The sequence below is a fragment of the Acinetobacter puyangensis genome (assembly GCF_900096995.1).
Taxonomy (GTDB): domain Bacteria; phylum Pseudomonadota; class Gammaproteobacteria; order Pseudomonadales; family Moraxellaceae; genus Acinetobacter; species Acinetobacter puyangensis.
On sequence record NZ_OANT01000009.1, the window covers coordinates 1 to 17,343 of the forward strand.

Below are 17,343 nucleotides of genomic sequence, written 5' to 3' on the forward strand. Positions count from 1 at the left end.
GTATCGGTATGCTGCCAAGTGGTGGTTATACGCTGGACGTGGATTTATTTGTCGAAATTACCGGCCTTTCTCAGGAAAATGCGGAAAAATTAGTTGCAGCAACACACCAAGTTTGTCCGTACTCCAATGCAACGCACGGCAATATTGATGTCCGTTTGCACACTACTGCCATTTAAGCACAGGATAAAGTCATATGATGAAAGCCATTACACATACCCAATTTGGGGAACCTGAAAATGTTTTGTTTGTAGGTGAACATCCTGTTCCACAACCAGCTGCGAATGAAGTTCGCATTAAAACTATTCTTGCACCTATTCATAATCATGATATCTGGACAGTACGGGGTCGCTATGGTTATCAACCAAGCTTCCCTGCCATTGGTGGTAGTGAAGCAGTCGGAATTATTGATGCCATTGGTGAAGATGTTCATCATCTACAGATTGGTCAACGTGTTTCAGTTGCTTCCGTACATGGCACATGGGCAGAATATTTTATTGCGCCTGCCCGTATGGTCATTGCAATACCTGACAATATACCAGATGAACTTGCTGCACAATTGATTGCTATGCCACTGAGTTCATTAATGTTATTAGAATTTCTTAATCTACAGTCGGGAGAATGGCTTATCCAAAATGCTGCAAGCGGTGCAGTGGGTAAGACCGTGGCCATGTTGGCACAAAAACGAGGTATTCATAATATCAGCCTAGTACGTCGTGATGATGCAATTACTGAATTGAAAGCACTCGGTATTCAACATATTGTCTCTACAACACAACATGACTGGAAAGAACAGGTAAAAGCCATTGTAGGTCAACATTCGATCACCGCAGCAGTTGATTCTATCGGCGGAACCGCCAGTACCGATCTGGTTCAACTTCTAGGTGAAAATAGCACCTTAGTTTCCTTTGGTACAATGAAAGGTGAACCTATGCAAATCCCCTCTGGCGATTTAATTTTTAAACAAATTGTCTTAAAAGGTTTTTGGGGCAGTAAAGTCAGCCAGAACATGAGCATTGAAAATAAAAAACGCTTGGTGAGTGAATTATTACATGATGCGGCTGATCAAACCTTACAATTACCTGTTGAGGGGATTTTTAATTTTCAAGAGATTAAACAGGCAATTGCTGCAAGCTTAAAATCCGCTAAAGCGGGTAAAGTCTTGTTGGTCGCGTAATTCATTTATTTTTATTCATAATTTTGAATAGGATAAAGTATGATTGATCATTTAGAATGACATAAGTGATTAATCTTACGCCCTCAATTTTCGTAAACTGTCTAATCTATTTTGAAAAGAAGTTAGGGTGGATAATATAATTTTACCTAAAATCAATACTCTGATGATAAAATAGTTAAGATTTACCAGAATATCAAAAAAAACCTTAATTTTCATATGAGTCTACATTATTCTCTCATGACCATCGTAAAAAATCATATCTAGAAACTAAGATATTTTCTTTCAAATGCCTAAAACAGAATGTACTTAGTCGTGGCTTCAACCATCATTTGGTAGATTTGCAAATTAAAGTAAATATCATAATTTTTACGCATTTGGATAGTGCTAAAACATTGGCTGTTGCATACATACCAATAACTGGAGAGCTTTTAAGCTAATTACATGTATGCAATAAAGCCAATCAACATTTATTTAAAATATGGATTGAAAGCTTCAGTAAAATATGACTGAACTGATTTACCTTTTGGTAATCGACCGATTTCTGCTTCTAAATCATAGGTTGCTTGTAATCCATTAATCATTGCTAAATCAACCGGAATACCATAACTTGAACCGCTCCATTTCATGTAACGCTGAAGTGGTGGCGCATCTGTTTTAAAAACCTTTGCCATAATTTCACCGAGTTGTTCTGGATTAGCATTTGCCCACTCAAAACTCTGATCAACCCGTTTAATATAATCCAATACTGCTGCCAAACGGACAATATCTTTAAAAGCGTTATGATGAATACCCCAGTAATTTTGCCCAATCCAACGGCCATCTTCACCATCAACCAATGAACGCGCATAACCATCTAAGATGGTGCCATTATACGCTTCATGACAACCTACCCAAGCATCAACTCGTCCATTTAAAAAAGCTAGACGAGCATCTGCAAGCGTCTTCATCTCAATCACATTCGCATCTTTAAAGAAATTAAGACCATATTCTTTAAAGGCACGGATTGCGATAATTTCAGATGAAAATCCTGTGGTATTAGCAATATTTTTTCCTTTCAGCTGCGTAATACTCGTAATGGGTGAGTCTTTTCTGACTGCAATACCACAAGGCTTAGCTGGACGTTGCATACCATGGACAATCGTTAAAGGCACATCCGCTGCGACAATGCCTGCAAAAGAAATATCACCATAAACATTTAAATCAGCCCGTCCAGATAATAATAATGCCATCTGATCACTGGCATTCATGGCCTGAATAAAATTAATTTGATACGGGGTATCATCTAATCCGGCTGGTTTAAGCTGCAACGACCCAAATAGACCATCAATCACATTAATCGTTACACCTTTCATCTGTTCAGGCGTAACTTGCTGCACTTGTTTCAAAATATCTTCATAATTGAGTGCGGCTTGAGTATTTATAGAAGACTCGCTAGAAGATGTATTCTTATTCTGTGAACAAGCCATTAATGTTGCACAAATTGCAAGCAATGCAATTTTTATTACATAAAAGCGCATATTAAACCTCTCATCAAACTTTAATTGGGTTGCCGTTGTTCAAGAGGAACTTGTAAATCATCTAACAGGCGTTCCTGCAAAGCCAAAATGTCTTTTGCAGAATGATGATTGAATTGCTGTTGTATATTGATGTCTGAAATAAATTGGCCATCTCTCATCACTAATATACGATCGGCTAGACGTATTGCTTCTGAAACATCATGCGTCACTAGAATAGTCGCTGGATTGTGTATCTTGCATAAATCTCGCACTAATTTCTGCATTTGTAACTTAGTCAAAGCATCCAATGCCGCAAAAGGTTCATCTAGTAACAATAAATCTGGTTCTCGAATTAACGCACGTGCTAATGCAACACGTTGAGCCTGACCACCTGACAATGTCAATGGATATGCATCAATATGGTCTGATAATCCAACTTCTTCTAATGTTTCTAGTGCTTTTATTCTAGATGCTGTATTTTCATAATCACCAAACTGAACATTGAATAATACATTCCGCCAAGGTAATAATCTTGGATCCTGAAAAACAACTGATTTTTGTTCTGGCGCGATCACTTTCCCCGCATCAACCGCCTCTAATCCTGCGATAGTACGTAGGAGCGTTGTTTTACCACAACCACTACGTCCTAGTAGGCAAACGAATTGTCCATAAGGCACCTCTAAATCAAGTTGGTTGATTACGACTTTGCCACCGAAACTACGAACTAAACCTTTAATCGATACACCTTGCGACATATTTAGTTCCCCTTAAATTCCTGACGCCATGACAACAATCTTTGCTCTAAAAAACGCACCAAAAGATCTGAAGCAACACCAAATAATGCATAAATAATTAAACACATAAAAATAATGTCAGATTGACCAAATTGCTGCCCTTGCATCATCAAGAAACCAATACCTGAACTGGTATTAATCGTTTCAGCAACAAAAAGTGCAAAAATCGAAACAGTCAATGCAAAACGTAAACCCACCAAAGCTTGTGGCAAAGCTGCTGGCAATAAAATATGCCGTACAATCACTCGTCTTTTGACATTCATGGTTTTTGCCATCTCAATTAAGCGGTTATCGGCATTACGAATACCTGCGAAAACATTAATATATGTTGGGAAAAAACACGCCATAGCGATCAAAAGAATTTTAGATAACTCACCATAGCCAAACCAAACAATAAACAGTGAAGTTAAGGCAATTACAGGAATATTTCTTAAAATTTGAATACTTGAATCAAATGTTTCCTCACTTGCTCGCCATAAACCATTTGCAACGCCTAAAGCAACGCCAGCTAATAATCCAACAAACAGGCCCGAGAATGATCGACTGAGTGAAATCAAAATACTTTCAATCAAACTACCATCGGCTATAGATTCCCCAAATTTTAGTGCAATCCGTTCAGGTGAGGAAAATAGCCGTAAATCGACCACACCCGTACTCGCCCCAAGTTGCCATAACACCAATACAACCAAGGGCAATAGATAGCGCTTCATCAAGCAATCTCCAAATCTGAAATTGATGAATAACGATTCTTTGGCTTGGGAACCCCTAGATGTTCACGTAAGGTCGTACCTGTATATTCATGACGGAATACCCCTCGACGCTGTAAAATAGGTACGACTTCACTTACAAAATCCTGGACGCCTGAAGGCATACGTTCTGGAATAATATTGAAACCATCTGCTGCGCCTGCTTCAAACCATGACTGCATAGAATCAGCAATCTGTTCAGGTGTACCTACCAATAAACGATGTCCCACCAAAATCTGTCTAGCCATATCTCGAACAGTCAGTTTTCGTTCACGAGCCAATGCTAAATGTGCATCAATAAATCCATGAGAGCCACTATTATGTTCAGGTTGTTGCTGTAATAAATCCCATGGTATTTCTTTATCAATACTTAATTCAGAAGGGGGTAAACCAATACGCATTGCAACTTGAAGAATCTGTCTTTGTTCATCAATATGCTGCTGTACATCTTCAAAACGCTGTCTTGCTTCAGCTTCCGTACCGCCAATCACCGTACATAACCCCGGCATAATTTTGATATGCTGAGGATTACGACCAAATCTTGTCGCTCTAGCTTTCATATCCTGATAAAAATTCAACGCAGAATCTAATGTCGTTTGTGAGGTAAAAATAATATCTGCATGCTCTGCACCAAGATTTTTTCCCGCTTCTGATGAACCTGCTTGTACCAATACAGGCTGTCCTTGTGGTGTACGAGGAACATTCAAAGGCCCTTTAACCGAAAAGTATTGTCCTTGATGATTAATGGCATGGAGTTTATTTACATCTCCAAAAACACCATTATGTAAATCACCAATGATCGCCTTATCTTCCCAACTGTCCCATAATGCTTTAACAATTTGAATAAACTCATCTGCTCTTTCGTAACGCTTGTGACGTAATATTGCCTCTGTCAATCCAAAGTTTTGCGCTGCAACATCTGTCACTGTTGTTACCACATTCCATGCAGCCCGTCCTTTTGAAACAATATCTAAACTGGCAATACGCCGTGCCAAATTATATGGGTCATTATAAGTAGAAGAAGCCGTTGCAATCACACCTATATTTTTTGTAGCTTCAGCGATTAAAGTTAAAGTAATTAAAGGATCTAAGCGTCCGACAGGCACTTTACTAAAATCGCCTGCACATGCAGGTACATCAGCAATAAATACTGCGTCTAACTTACCTTCCTCAGAAATTCGGGCCAATTGACGATAATATTCAGGATCAAAATATGCATCTGCACGAACCTCACCTGAACGCCACGCTTCGGGATGTGCACCTAAATCAATAAGATTCATGCCTATACTCATCTGTGGTTTAAGCTGAGTCATCTTTATTCCTTAATTTCTTTCAATACGATTCGGTTGAGTTGGATCTAAGTAAGGTCTACATCAAGCTAAGATGGCAAGCTCACTGATTCTTTCACTTGCAGTTTCTCTGTAACTGCTTGTTGTAAAACATGTAATGCAACCGTCGGTTCAACATTATTCAAGTAAAAATTTCCCAAAGCCTGTTCACGTTGGCTGGCTGGATTATGTGAAGCTAAAGTTCTAACATTGCGCCAGTGTCGATCCAGTTGTAATTTTCGACTGACGGATGAAGCCCCACCCACTTCAAAAATTAATCCGGATGCTTCTTGTGCCAATCCCAAAATAATTTGTTGTGCTTGATACACACGGACATCAATTGGTTCTTCTACATTAGATACACCAATGGGACGATGCTGCCCTTGGATATATTGTTCAAGTGATCCTGCATTTTGACGCACGATGGCATCAATCGCATATGCAATACTGGAAATTCGACCAATAATACGTTGCACCAAAGGATCTTGTCGCGGGCTCGTTTCTCCGGGAACACGGAAAGTTCTAGTTCGACTAAGTGTGTAAGCAATTGCATCTCTTAATTCTGCCTGAACAATACCTGCAAGTGTTGCCAAATGATAAAGCTGAAAATATGCAGCCATGAATTCACCAGAAGGCATTCCATCTTTGCCAAAAAAACGAATCAAATGATGTTCCGGAATATCTACATGGTCATATATAGTTGTACCACTACCTGTTAGCCGTTGCCCAAAACCATCCCAGTCATCCAGTCTAGTCACACCTTGAGCAGTCGTTTGAACCATGACAATTGCCAATTCATTTTCATATTTGGCATATACCGTCATCCAATCTGCATACAGAGTACCCGTGCTATAGTATTTTTTGCCATTTAATATCCATCCGCCCTCTTCTTTCTTTTCAAGGTAAACTGTGACATCAGTAGCAGCTATCTTTTCTGACATTGCTGCACCAATAAAGCCACCCTGAACCAATATTGGGAACCAACGTTCTTGTATCTCTACATTGTTTTGCAATAATTCAGCTTCAATAAATGCAGAATGTGCTCTAAATATTTGGGCAATATTGGAATCAGCTTTGGCTAATGCTGTCAGCAATAATAAATACTGTGGCAACGACGCACCAAAACCACCTCGGTCAACAGGAATGCGTACTCGTCCAAAACCTGCATCTAATAGCTGTTTGACTTGCTCAAAAGGAAGTTGCCGATGTATTTCTCGTTCGACTGCACCACGTTCAATATCATTAAAAATAGGTTGAAATCTTGCTAATAGCGAACTCCAATTTGCTTCTTGAATATTTGATACAGTCATAATGTTATACATCTCATACATGAAAAACTCATGGAAATGAACTATACATGAGCATCTCATCAAAGATTTATACCGATTTTCTATATATTAATCAGCTAAAAATAGAGTAGTTCATTAATGATAATTAAATTACTTAACAGCTCTAAACTAATGATGAAGTTGGTGATATTCAAAGAATATATATCTATATAAAAATTTTAAATTCTGCATTTAGAATCGGCAAATCTCAATATTTTCTGGTTATTCAAAAATGCCAAATCATTTAACTCCTCAAGATTCTCACCTTGCTCAGATCGGCAAATTTAATGGGCGTAAAACAGCACTTATCATTGCAATAAGCAGTTGTATATTTACACAGTTTTCTTCAGCTAAAGATTCCCTGGCAGAAGAGGAAGATGTCATTCGCTTAGATGAAATCGTGGTACAGGCCACAGCAAATGTACGTACAGCGCAAAATAAAAAGGTCAATCTGGGTGCGCTAGGTGACGGAAAAATACTTGACCAGCCCTTCTCTGTAAATGTTATTTCAGCCGCAGAGATAGCAGAAAAACAAGCCATCGATGTCAGTAGTGTCTTTAATTATGATGCATCAACATCTGCAAGCAATAGTGGTCGATCTACCCAAAACGGTTCTCGGGTACTTGTCCGTGGTCTAGTCCCAGGTCCATTAGATAGCTATAAAATTGATGGATTAGCTTTTCCAAACTGGTTTTTAGATCTTGATTTAGGTCATTTTGACAGTATTGAATTACTTAAAGGCGTAAGTGGTTTTGCTTACGGCGTTGGTGTGCCTTCAGGTGTTTTTAACTACACGACAAAAAAACCAACAGACGAACGTACAGCAAGTATTGACTTTGGCTATAAATCAGATCGTATTTTTAGTACACATCTTGATTTAGGTGGACACTTTGATCAGGATAATCGTTTTGGCTATCGCCTGAACGCGATTAAAGAAAAAGGCACAAGCTTTAATGAAGGTTATGTTGATAAAGCGTCTGCATCTTTAACACTTGATGCGCAGTTAACCGATGAGTTAAAAGCCTATTTTAATGGTCATGTGCTTGATTATGATTTAGACGGATTTTCTGGAGGAATCATTCAATTAGCCAATTTCACGGATAACAATACGATTAGTGGTAAGATCAAAACAGGAATTCGTGGATTATATAAACAAAGTAAAATGCAACTTGCCACAGCAGGTATTGATTGGAATTTTGCTCCAGACTGGTCATTAGAAACAGCGTATCGTTATGCATTTTTTAATATGATTAATGCCAATATTGTTCAGTTTGTACTCAATAATGAGGGGGATTATCGGACTAATCGTTCTTTTTCCGAACGTAAATTTTATTACAATCAACTCCAAACAAACTTAAAAGGTCAATTTAATACAGGTCATCTAACGCATCAGATTAATATTGGATTGCAATATCAAAAGATTGATCAAGATGATGACCGTAATCAGGATTCCAGTACAGTCATTGGTTTTGGTAATTTACGTGAACCGAATAACCTTACCCACGCATATACCTTTAATCCATCGTTATATCGCATGGCTGAATATGAGCAAAAAGCCATTACCATCAATGATACCATTGCTTTTAATGATCAATGGTCTGTTCTACTTGGTGGACGTTATACGGACTATAGCCAAAATAATTACAATACGCTTGAACAACGGATCATGGATTATAATGGCGGTCATTTTACCCCAACAGCTGCCTTAATTTTTAAACCCAGAGAGCATACAACGCTTTACACCAGCTGGGTAAGAAATGCATTACAGTCTGGTGGCGGCAGTATTTCTCCAACAATTGCCAATTATGGTGAGCCTTTTCCGCCAATGGCGAGTAAGCAAATCGAAGTGGGCATAAAAACAGAACATGATCGTTGGTATGCGAATGCTGCATTGTATGAATTAGAAAAAGAAACCGAATACGTCAATAGTGCAAACCGCTTGGTTCAAGATGGTATCGTCCGTAATCGTGGTTTAGAAATCGCCGCAGGTTATCGCCCAACCCGAAGCTTCCAGCTTGATACCAGCCTTGCCTTACTAGATGCCAAATATATTCAGGCACAACCTTCTTTCATAGGCAATCGTCTAGAAGGTGCTGCTCGCTTACAAGCCACCGCTTTTGCCCGTTACGATATTCCAAATGTTGAAGGTTTGAGTGTTAATGGCGGTGTACGTCATACAGGCAAAGTATTCTCTGATCCTGCCAATACTAAACCATTTGATGCTTATACCTTGGCTGATATCGGCTTTAGCTACAAAACCAATGTCAAAAACCATCCTGTGACTTTTGGTGGTGCAATAAGAAACTTGTTTAATAAACAGTATTGGGTGACTTCAGGTGCATCATGGTTACAACCTGGAGATCCACGAGATCTAGTATTGAATGTGAAATTTGACTTCTAACATCATTTTTAAAGGGTAAATATGACTATTTTTATTACTAAAAATCCTATTGAACATGTCCAAGTCTATATTGCTGTACGTGGAAATGAACCAGAAAATTTTGAAGCAGCATATCGGTCTGGTGCAGATGCCGTTGTATTTGACCTTGATAAACCTGTCCCAGTCGAAGATAAGGTGAAAGCACGTAATGCTGTCGCAGAGTTTTTACAAATAAAACCTGCTTTGCCAACACTGGTTCGCATTAATGGTCCAGATACGCCTTTTACTCAGGATGACTTAGCAATGATCATACAACCTGGAGTAAGCGCACTGCGCTTACCTCGGGTAGAAAGTTCGATTTGGATTAGAGATATTGCTCAAATCGTAGAATTGAAACGCCAACAGGCAGGAATAATTCCGACCATTGGTTTAGAAGTTTATCCCGGCACAGCAAAAGGTTTAATCAATGTTTTAGATCTTGCGAACGCAACACATACGATTTGGAGATTAGGACTTGCAGAAGAATCACTCTACCAAAGTATACAAAGTTCTACTGATCAAGCCATGCTACTTGCTCGATTACAAGTTGTACAGGCATCACAAGCCTTTGGATTAACTGGTCCTGTACAAAAGTCATTTGTGCCACATTGGTCTGATGAATATATGTACGAATCCTCGTTATTGGGATTGCAGTTAGGTTATACGGCACGTACTGTTTGGAAAGCAGAACATGTAGCGATCTGGAAACAAGCATATCATGACTTTATCCACTCACCTATTCGAACCCAGTCAGGCTTAAGAAAGTCAATATAGCAACACCTTATCGCGAGATTATTAAATATGTCTGATCTGATATATCTACCTGAGCATCCTGTTCAGCCAAAATGCAAATCGATACTTGATGAACTGTCTCCATTAAGACCCATACGTAGCTATCTCTATATTGCTGGTCACCGTCTAGATATTCTCGACAGCGTAGACGTAAATTCTGCTGATGCCATTGTTTTTGATTTGGAAGATCTAGTTCCTGATGAATACAAAAATACAGCCCGACAGGCTGTTTCAAATTATTTGCAGACCCAGACTGAATCCACGCATAGAATACTCGTTCGTATTAATGGATCAGATTCACCTCACCATGATCAAGATATTCAGGCCGTCATACATTCTAAATTAACTGCTATTCGAGTGCCTAAATCTGAATCGGTTGAACAAATACAATTATTAGCACGTAAAATTGATTTTTTTCGCAATGAACATAAGGTATTAAACAGTATTGGCTTACAACTTATGATTGAAAGCGCAGAAGGCTTAAAAAACCTAGATCAATTAGTAAGAGCAAGCCATTTAGTCTGGTCACTTGGTCTAGGAGAAGGCGATTTGACCCATGATCTTGGTGTATTTAGTGATGAAGGATTGGCATTTGCAAGAAGCAAATTGGTGTTGGCTAGCCGAACAGCAAATTTACCTCCACCAGTACAAGTAACAGCCTTGCCAAATATTACAATTAGCGATTTAATACAAAATACTCTCCTTGGAAAAAGCCTAGGCTTTGCAAGTCGCTCTTTACTCAATCCTCAACATCTTATATTGGTCAATCAAATTTATAATCATTGATAGTAGGTGATTACTGAATGTCGAGACAAAAAGGACAATTATTGTACCAGACTAAAACTATGCCCCCTTCAAAAGTCATCAACACATCTGCACAATTGCAGATGATGTTCATGCAACTTGAACGGATTCTACGTCAGGAATATCGTCGTAATGGCACTGTAAGACATTCAGAAACTATTGGTCCAATTCTAGGATTACTTCATGAGTTTGAAGCAGTTACGCCAAGTGAAATTGCGAACCTAACCTCATTAGCTATGCCTTCTGTTTCACGTGCGCTTAATCATTTATTAATCGCACGTGAAATTAGCCATCATACAAATCCCATAGACAGACGATCTTCAATTTTCTATATCAATCAACATGGACAAGATCATGTACAAGAAATGAGAGCACTAAATTATGCTGTATTAACTGGACCAAAAAATTTATTTAAAAGTACAGATACGGAAATAATACAAGATAGTGTCAATATTATTATCAGTATGCTCATAAAGATTAACCAAAATCACTCAACTGATCATTTATTATCTGAGCAGATATATAACTCAGAACATTCAACAGGCACATTACGTATGCTCACTATGCATATGTCCAAGTATATGAGACAAGGAAAATTAAACTCACGCCTCCATCCAACACAAACAACCATCTTACAAATAATTGAAAATTATGAACAAATAACCCCTAGTGAATTAGGAAATATGGAATATTTACAACGATCAGCAGTAACGCAAATGCTTAGCCCCTTATTAAGTATGGGTTTGATTGAAAAGCTAGGGGGTTCTACAGATGGTAGATATCGTTATCTGGGCTTAACTGATTCAGGTAAAAAATTTTTATTTCATATAAAAGAAGAACAGCGCCAACATTTAACAAATATCATGACTGGACTCAATACAAGTGAACTTGCCAAACTCAATAAGTGTACTTCTATCATTAATTCTATTACCGCTCTAAGCAATTCTTGTGAAAATTAGATATCCTAGACACCTCAATTAAACTAGTTGTTCTGTAGCATGCATAATTAAAATCCCTTGTTACTCTTCAATGGAAGATAGGGAATTCTTAATTGCTGAATAGTTAACGAGGTAATTGAGATGTAATGTATAGATCTCAACTTTGATTTTGGCTTATTCAGCTCAATAATTTCTTGATTCAATCGCTCCAATTGTAACTGTAATTCTTGCTCTTTTATTTGAACTTCATTTAGCTTGCTAGTCATTAATTCTTGTAATTCTGAAAGTTTTAACTCTTTTTCAACATCATTTTGTATCTGCTGAATTAACTTTTTCAATTTGTTATAAAATTTTATACCATAACGAATGGCTTGTAGTAACTGTTCAGGACCAAGTACAATAAGTGCGATTACTAAAAATAGTAATAATTCACCCATTCCAATATTGAACATAGATTAATCCCAAAACGCATTTTAATTTATTTTTTGCTGGATTTATCTGAAGGATATATATCCGTATTTTTACTATCAGATGGCACCTTTGAATCATCAGTATTTAAAGTATTCTTAAAATCTTTAAGTGCACCACCTAAATCCTTTCCTAGATTTCTAAGTTTTGATGTCCCAAATAGTAAAACAGCGACAAGCAAAAATAATAAGATATGCCAAATGGATAAGCCCATAATAATTCTCGCTCAAAAAAATATAGAGTATATAACAATGAACTAAAATATCACTAATAGTCTATATAATAAATAAAAAATTTCATAATTCCCTCTTTAAAATAAAAATATATTCATTTTTGGCATAAATTTTGCTAATAACTATTTGTAAATTACAAGGTAAGAAGTGCTATGAAACCTCAAACTTTGAATGAAAATGACTGGACTTTTTCTACTCATAACTTTGAGATTACCGAACAGAAAAATGTTTGGCAAAATGCCATGGAAAAGGTATTTTTATCTGTACCAACATATCACTCTGACAATCTGTCTGGCGAGATTAATTATAAAAAAACACCTTTGGGTTTAGAGTTCGTGATGTTGTCAGGATCACCTCAAACCATCATTGGGAACTATCCTGATATTACAGAAAGTTTGTGGTTAGCTATTATTTTAGAAGGTGAAGCCGAACTAAAAATAAATCACGAAGTTCTTGATTTGAGAAATAAAAATATTTTATATGGTTCAAGTGGTAATATTGATTACGTTGAACTCAATATGTATAGTGAGTTTAAAATATTAACCATTGAAATTCCAAACACAGTTTTCTATAAACGGCTGATCAATCCACTGTCAATTCGTGCTGGCGTATTAGAACCAAATTCTGGTATGAGTGCATTACTTTCAGAATTTTTACAAAGCATTAGTAAACATATTCAGCATTTGAAAATAGATAAATTCCATGCTATTGAAACATCATTAACTGAATTATTCCTATCAAATTTATCTGACAAAATCACTATACAAAGTTTCACCAATAAAACCCATGCTGAGAGTTTTAAGCATGTATGCCATCTTATAGAAGAAAATATACATAATCCTGCACTCAATTTGACCTTCCTAGCACAAAAAAATCATGTATCTACGCGATATATTCAAAAATTATTTAATGAAGCGAATTTAAGTATTAATCAATATATTCGTGAAAGAAGACTCGAGTTATGTAAACGAGATTTATCAAATCATATGCATCAACATTTATCTATTTCAGAGATATGTTACCGTTGGGGATTCAATGATCTCGCTTATTTTAGCCGAGTCTTTAGTCAATATGTCGGCATGTGTCCATCAGATTACCGTAACAAAGCAATTCAAAAAATATAATTAAAAATATTAGGGTTTGTTCTGGATGGCGATTACCATTTTACAGACCCTAAAATCACATTAAATAAACTGCCCTTTATGAAAAATTAAAGGTAATTGCATATCGGTCTGTAAAAGCGAAAGTGGTTTACCAACCAATATTTTATGATCGCCACCATCATGGACTGCTGTTAACTCACATTCGATACTGACACAGGTATTTTTTAACAAAGGTAAACCGTACTGACCTAGCACATACTCAATACAATCAAATTTATCATTACTTTTTGAACCACATAGAAAAGCCATTTCTTTTTGATCCTTGGATAAGATATTAACTGCAAAATTTTCCTGTCTTTGGATATGGCCAAGTGTCCGACTACGATTGTCTAAACAAACTAATAGCAGCATTGGATCTAGAGATAGAGAACTAAAAGCACTGACCGTTGAACCCACTGCATTGCCAAGTTCGTCTAAAGAGGTGATGATCGTTACACCACTGGCAAAATTTGCCATAGTATCGCGCCATTTTCTTCCATCTAAATCTGATGCCAGTAATCTTAAACCGATATCCTGAGTATTGAGTACGAGATTAGGTTGCATACAAAGTCTGGACATATTTTTACCTCAAAAACTAGTGTTTAAATTTTTACGCGCCTCGATAACGACCACAAATAGAGAGCATAGTTAAAGCATAGAGATAGGCACAATTCACCATATCTGATGCAGATGGTTTGTCTCTCGGCATTCCACAGGTGACTGCGGGGATATTATTCATGTTAAAAACATTATGATCACGCCACATGCTTGAATAGACAGGATGAGCGGGTTGAATATCTTTTTGAAAGACCGTTTGCATCGCATCATTGAGTGACTTCACCAAAGGATAAACATTGTGATCTGCTTCAAATCCATGTCTCACCAGTAAAGGAGTAATCTCGTATTTCCCAATATTTAATTGGTTTAGACATTGTTTCAGAGATCGCTCGATCACACTTGCTTTTAAATGTGGCGGGATGATGACATCCAGATAAACATGACAGATTTCTGTACCTGCACCAAAGGTATGAGGCAATCCTGCCCGAATGGAATCAATTTGTGCTTTAGGAATCGAGGTTCCAGCCTCGGATTTATAGGTAAACTCCAGTTCGTATGCTTTAGCCCATTCTGTTAATGCCTCAGTCACAAAACCAAGACGATGAAGTGGATTCGGATGTTGCTTAAGATCATGTGGATGTGACAATACAGGGGTAAATATTCCCTCCCCAAATAAGGTGATTTTAAAAAGAGAATAACCACTTGCTTGCCATGTAATACCAAAATCAGTACCTTCAGCCACTACCGCATAATCAGGACACACACCACCATGATTAAATAGAAACTGGGTACCAATCTCCTTACCTAAATATGATATGCCTTGAAATTCTTCAATCGGTTCTGGTCCTATTTCGCCAGGAGAAGCTGTTAAATAAAGCTTCCCATCAAGCTCAATCCCTGCTGTTTTTAATGCTTTTGCAGCAATTAAAAAACAACTCATCGGACCTCGATCATTGGTAATCGGAAATCCATGTAACACATCATCTTCAATCCAGCATTTCGTCCAGTCGGGTAATGCTACTGTTTTTTTGCTGTATTTAAGATCATCAAGCTGTGGGTCAAAGGTCGGACTTTCTGTATCAAGATGCGCATTAAAGAGTAGATTTGATCCTGTTGTTCCATGCCCCCCATATTCACCAATAACATTCGGTCGTTCTGGCGTAACACCAATCATTTTTGCTTTAAAGCCTTGTGTAAGCAGCCATTGATACACAAACTGTGCAGCTTGCAGTTCCTGACCTGACTGGCTTGGAATATTTCCCAGCTGGAGTGATAAATTGACTAACTCATCTTGATGAATCGCAGTCTGTATGGCAGATTTCTCTTGATCGCTAATTGGATATAAAGAAGGATAGCTTTGCTCAAAGATATGTTTAAACATAATGCACACCTTTATCTGATGTTTCGTATTTTGATAAAGCTGCAATCATTGCATGCGTATCAAAGTTAATCGAGAAGCTTTCAGCTAATACCGCCAAACTCACGTCATGATAATCTTGTCGATATGCTGCACATGCGTCATTGACTAAAAATACGCTGAAATCAAGTTGTGCTGCATCTCTCACAGTTGAGTCCACGCAACACTCCGTGGTCAGTCCACATGTGATTAAAGTATCGATGCCCTTACTGCGTAACAATTCTGCAAAATGTGTATCGGCAAAAGCACTGTATTTCGGTTTATAAAAAATAATATCCCGATCCGAAGGCAAGATTTCATAAAATGACTCCCCAATTGTATCCTTACGACATACAGCATATGCCTTGTCAGGATCTTGTCCACAGCGCATCATGCGCTGTTTCCAAGGAATTGAGTCGGTTTTTGGTGACGTTTGTAATCCGATAAAAATGACAGGCATACCAATTTTATTCGCAGCTTCACGCAGTCTTTTCATGTTTTCTATCGCTGGATAGATGCTCTTCATTTCAACATCATATTGACTCATCGCACCATCTGGACTGGCAAAATCGTATTGAACGTCAATAATACAAAGTGCAGTGGAAGATGGATCAATCCAGTCATGGAGGTTTTCACTCATAAAACTGCCTCCTCTGTTGCGGAACTAAATTCTGCTTTGAGCTCAGGCAGAATATACTTGCCAAATTTGGTCAAGCCATCGACATAATCTGGAAAGATCAGCATTACACCATCAAGATCGCATTCTTCAATCAATGACTGGATTTGTGCTTTACATGATGCTGCACTTCCAATCGCAGTATGTGTCATAAATGCATTTTTGGCTTGTTCAAACATACTTTGTGCACTTTCAATATCGACACCAAAACTCCGCATCATGCCTTTCACTGCATCAACATCAAGACCTTCTTTATAATAACTGGCTAAAGCTTCTGCTTTTTCATCTGTATCCGCAATGATGACTGTGCACATACAAAAAACTTTAATTGAGGTGTCATATTCTTTCGCAAGACTTCTGGCTAAGTTGCTAATTTTTTTGGTTTCTGCTTCATTTTTGCCACCAATAAAACATGCATCTGTATTTTGTACTGTAAAACGTAGTCCTTTTTCCGACTGTCCAGCACAAATCATATAAGGACGTGGTTTAGACACAGGTTTTGGTTCAGAAACACAGTTTTTAAGGTGAAAATACTTTCCGTCCATGTTGACACTTGGCTCTGACCATAAACGCTTAATTGCTGTCGTCCATTCCTGTGTCATTTCATAACGGTCATCATGTAAAAGTGAAGCATCCCATGCGCCCATTTGATCAAATTCATCTTTAAATGAACCTGAAACGATGTTTAAACCCGCACGTCCATGGCTGATTTGATCCAATGTCGCAATCATTTTTGCAGTAACAGCAGGATTGTGTAAACCGGCATGCATCGTTGCAATTAATTTTGCATTTTTGGTGGCCTCAGCTATACCCGCCATCATGGTTACTGATTCTAAAGAAGTGCCCCAATGACCTGTTTCGCCACCAAAACCACGCCATTTGCCCATTGACATAATGAAGTCTAAACCAATGTCATCAGCAAGTATCGCAGCCGCTTTATTTTGTTCATAAGATGCATCCAGTATTGGTGTGTTTTTTGAAATAATCCATCCACCGTTGGCTATAGGTAAGAATACACCGAATTGTTTTGTACATTGAGTTGTCATGATCT

At 37.8% G+C, this 17,343-nt stretch carries 17 protein-coding genes; 6 read left to right on the forward strand and 11 right to left on the reverse strand.

What is annotated here, in order from left to right:
- The first annotated feature begins 196 nt into the window (after positions 1 to 196).
- Positions 197 to 1,174: a zinc-binding dehydrogenase gene (locus CRO21_RS13920; protein WP_097080003.1), complete on the forward strand. Its 978-nt coding sequence runs from the start codon at positions 197 to 199 to the stop codon at positions 1,172 to 1,174.
- A 467-nt stretch (positions 1,175 to 1,641) separates the two neighbouring features.
- Here CRO21_RS13920 and CRO21_RS13925 read toward each other — a convergent pair whose 3' ends face one another.
- The 5 genes from CRO21_RS13925 to CRO21_RS13945 all read right to left on the reverse strand — a co-directional run bounded on the left by CRO21_RS13925 (position 1,642) and on the right by CRO21_RS13945 (position 6,848).
- Positions 1,642 to 2,691, reverse strand: coding sequence for an ABC transporter substrate-binding protein (locus tag CRO21_RS13925; RefSeq protein ID WP_097079925.1), 1,050 nt, complete (start codon positions 2,689 to 2,691; stop codon positions 1,642 to 1,644).
- Between the two features lie 20 nt (positions 2,692 to 2,711).
- Complete coding sequence (locus tag CRO21_RS13930; protein WP_097079926.1) at positions 2,712 to 3,425, reverse strand: ABC transporter ATP-binding protein; 714 nt, start codon at positions 3,423 to 3,425, stop codon at positions 2,712 to 2,714.
- Positions 3,426 to 3,427: 2 nt separating this feature from the next.
- Positions 3,428 to 4,174, reverse strand: coding sequence for an ABC transporter permease (locus CRO21_RS13935; RefSeq protein ID WP_097079927.1), 747 nt, complete (start codon positions 4,172 to 4,174; stop codon positions 3,428 to 3,430).
- The gene (locus CRO21_RS13940) at positions 4,174 to 5,523 is read right to left on the reverse strand and encodes an LLM class flavin-dependent oxidoreductase (RefSeq protein WP_097079928.1); all 1,350 of its coding nucleotides are present in this window, start codon (positions 5,521 to 5,523) and stop codon (positions 4,174 to 4,176) included. The genes CRO21_RS13935 and CRO21_RS13940 overlap by 1 nt, the downstream gene beginning before the upstream one ends.
- A gap of 65 nt (positions 5,524 to 5,588) precedes the next feature.
- Entirely contained in the window at positions 5,589 to 6,848 is a 1,260-nt protein-coding gene (locus CRO21_RS13945; RefSeq protein WP_171294058.1) for an acyl-CoA dehydrogenase family protein, read from the reverse strand.
- Positions 6,849 to 7,098: 250 nt separating this feature from the next.
- Between CRO21_RS13945 and CRO21_RS13950 the strand changes: the two genes are divergently transcribed.
- From CRO21_RS13950 to CRO21_RS13965, 4 genes are read left to right on the forward strand one after another with little or no spacing between them, the layout of a single operon-like run.
- A complete protein-coding gene (locus CRO21_RS13950) occupies positions 7,099 to 9,267 on the forward strand; it encodes a TonB-dependent siderophore receptor (RefSeq protein ID WP_097079930.1) in 2,169 nt (722 codons plus the stop codon).
- A 21-nt stretch (positions 9,268 to 9,288) separates the two neighbouring features.
- Positions 9,289 to 10,059: an aldolase/citrate lyase family protein gene (locus CRO21_RS13955; protein ID WP_097079931.1), complete on the forward strand. Its 771-nt coding sequence runs from the start codon at positions 9,289 to 9,291 to the stop codon at positions 10,057 to 10,059.
- A 27-nt stretch (positions 10,060 to 10,086) separates the two neighbouring features.
- Positions 10,087 to 10,863, forward strand: a complete 777-nt coding sequence (locus CRO21_RS13960; RefSeq protein ID WP_097079932.1) for an HpcH/HpaI aldolase/citrate lyase family protein — start codon at positions 10,087 to 10,089, stop codon at positions 10,861 to 10,863.
- A 17-nt stretch (positions 10,864 to 10,880) separates the two neighbouring features.
- Entirely contained in the window at positions 10,881 to 11,840 is a 960-nt protein-coding gene (locus CRO21_RS13965; protein ID WP_097079933.1) for a MarR family winged helix-turn-helix transcriptional regulator, read from the forward strand.
- Between the two features lie 47 nt (positions 11,841 to 11,887).
- Here CRO21_RS13965 and tatB read toward each other — a convergent pair whose 3' ends face one another.
- Both tatB and tatA read right to left on the reverse strand, forming a co-directional pair.
- Complete coding sequence (gene tatB, locus CRO21_RS13970) at positions 11,888 to 12,271, reverse strand: Sec-independent protein translocase protein TatB (RefSeq protein ID WP_097079934.1); 384 nt, start codon at positions 12,269 to 12,271, stop codon at positions 11,888 to 11,890.
- A 26-nt stretch (positions 12,272 to 12,297) separates the two neighbouring features.
- Positions 12,298 to 12,501 (reverse strand): twin-arginine translocase TatA/TatE family subunit, encoded by a 204-nt coding sequence (gene tatA, locus CRO21_RS13975; protein WP_171294059.1) that lies wholly within the window; start codon positions 12,499 to 12,501, stop codon positions 12,298 to 12,300.
- Between the two features lie 171 nt (positions 12,502 to 12,672).
- Here tatA and CRO21_RS13980 point away from each other — a divergent pair, with 171 nt between their 5' ends.
- Positions 12,673 to 13,644, forward strand: a complete 972-nt coding sequence (locus CRO21_RS13980) for a helix-turn-helix domain-containing protein (protein WP_097079936.1) — start codon at positions 12,673 to 12,675, stop codon at positions 13,642 to 13,644.
- 60 nt (positions 13,645 to 13,704) lie between these two features.
- Here the strand turns inward: CRO21_RS13980 and CRO21_RS13985 are convergent, their stop codons facing one another.
- From CRO21_RS13985 to CRO21_RS14000, 4 genes are read right to left on the reverse strand one after another with little or no spacing between them, the layout of a single operon-like run.
- Positions 13,705 to 14,241, reverse strand: coding sequence for a flavin reductase family protein (locus CRO21_RS13985; protein WP_097079937.1), 537 nt, complete (start codon positions 14,239 to 14,241; stop codon positions 13,705 to 13,707).
- A 31-nt stretch (positions 14,242 to 14,272) separates the two neighbouring features.
- Entirely contained in the window at positions 14,273 to 15,601 is a 1,329-nt protein-coding gene (locus CRO21_RS13990) for a zinc-binding metallopeptidase family protein (protein ID WP_097079938.1), read from the reverse strand.
- The gene (locus CRO21_RS13995) at positions 15,594 to 16,256 is read right to left on the reverse strand and encodes a cysteine hydrolase family protein (RefSeq protein ID WP_097079939.1); all 663 of its coding nucleotides are present in this window, start codon (positions 16,254 to 16,256) and stop codon (positions 15,594 to 15,596) included. The genes CRO21_RS13990 and CRO21_RS13995 overlap by 8 nt, the downstream gene beginning before the upstream one ends.
- On the reverse strand, positions 16,253 to 17,338 hold the full coding sequence (locus CRO21_RS14000) for an LLM class flavin-dependent oxidoreductase (protein WP_097079940.1): 1,086 nt from the start codon (positions 17,336 to 17,338) through the stop codon (positions 16,253 to 16,255). The genes CRO21_RS13995 and CRO21_RS14000 overlap by 4 nt, the downstream gene beginning before the upstream one ends.
- Positions 17,339 to 17,343 lie beyond the last annotated feature (5 nt).

Coding starts and splice junctions, on each gene's coding strand:
- CRO21_RS13940 (WP_097079928.1), bottom strand. CDS start 5,523: ATGACTCAGCTTAAACCACAGATGAGTATAGGCATGAATCTTATTGAT.
- CRO21_RS13920 (WP_097080003.1), top strand. CDS start 197: ATGAAAGCCATTACACATACCCAATTTGGGGAACCTGAAAATGTTTTG.
- CRO21_RS13990 (WP_097079938.1), bottom strand. CDS start 15,601: ATGTTTAAACATATCTTTGAGCAAAGCTATCCTTCTTTATATCCAATT.
- tatB (WP_097079934.1), bottom strand. CDS start 12,271: ATGTTCAATATTGGAATGGGTGAATTATTACTATTTTTAGTAATCGCA.
- CRO21_RS13960 (WP_097079932.1), top strand. CDS start 10,087: ATGTCTGATCTGATATATCTACCTGAGCATCCTGTTCAGCCAAAATGC.
- CRO21_RS13980 (WP_097079936.1), top strand. CDS start 12,673: ATGAAACCTCAAACTTTGAATGAAAATGACTGGACTTTTTCTACTCAT.
- CRO21_RS13955 (WP_097079931.1), top strand. CDS start 9,289: ATGACTATTTTTATTACTAAAAATCCTATTGAACATGTCCAAGTCTAT.
- CRO21_RS13965 (WP_097079933.1), top strand. CDS start 10,881: ATGTCGAGACAAAAAGGACAATTATTGTACCAGACTAAAACTATGCCC.
- CRO21_RS13950 (WP_097079930.1), top strand. CDS start 7,099: ATGCCAAATCATTTAACTCCTCAAGATTCTCACCTTGCTCAGATCGGC.
- CRO21_RS13945 (WP_171294058.1), bottom strand. CDS start 6,848: ATGACTGTATCAAATATTCAAGAAGCAAATTGGAGTTCGCTATTAGCA.
- CRO21_RS13995 (WP_097079939.1), bottom strand. CDS start 16,256: ATGAGTGAAAACCTCCATGACTGGATTGATCCATCTTCCACTGCACTT.
- CRO21_RS13935 (WP_097079927.1), bottom strand. CDS start 4,174: ATGAAGCGCTATCTATTGCCCTTGGTTGTATTGGTGTTATGGCAACTT.
- CRO21_RS13985 (WP_097079937.1), bottom strand. CDS start 14,241: ATGTCCAGACTTTGTATGCAACCTAATCTCGTACTCAATACTCAGGAT.
- tatA (WP_171294059.1), bottom strand. CDS start 12,501: ATGGGCTTATCCATTTGGCATATCTTATTATTTTTGCTTGTCGCTGTT.
- CRO21_RS13930 (WP_097079926.1), bottom strand. CDS start 3,425: ATGTCGCAAGGTGTATCGATTAAAGGTTTAGTTCGTAGTTTCGGTGGC.
- CRO21_RS14000 (WP_097079940.1), bottom strand. CDS start 17,338: ATGACAACTCAATGTACAAAACAATTCGGTGTATTCTTACCTATAGCC.
- CRO21_RS13925 (WP_097079925.1), bottom strand. CDS start 2,691: ATGCGCTTTTATGTAATAAAAATTGCATTGCTTGCAATTTGTGCAACA.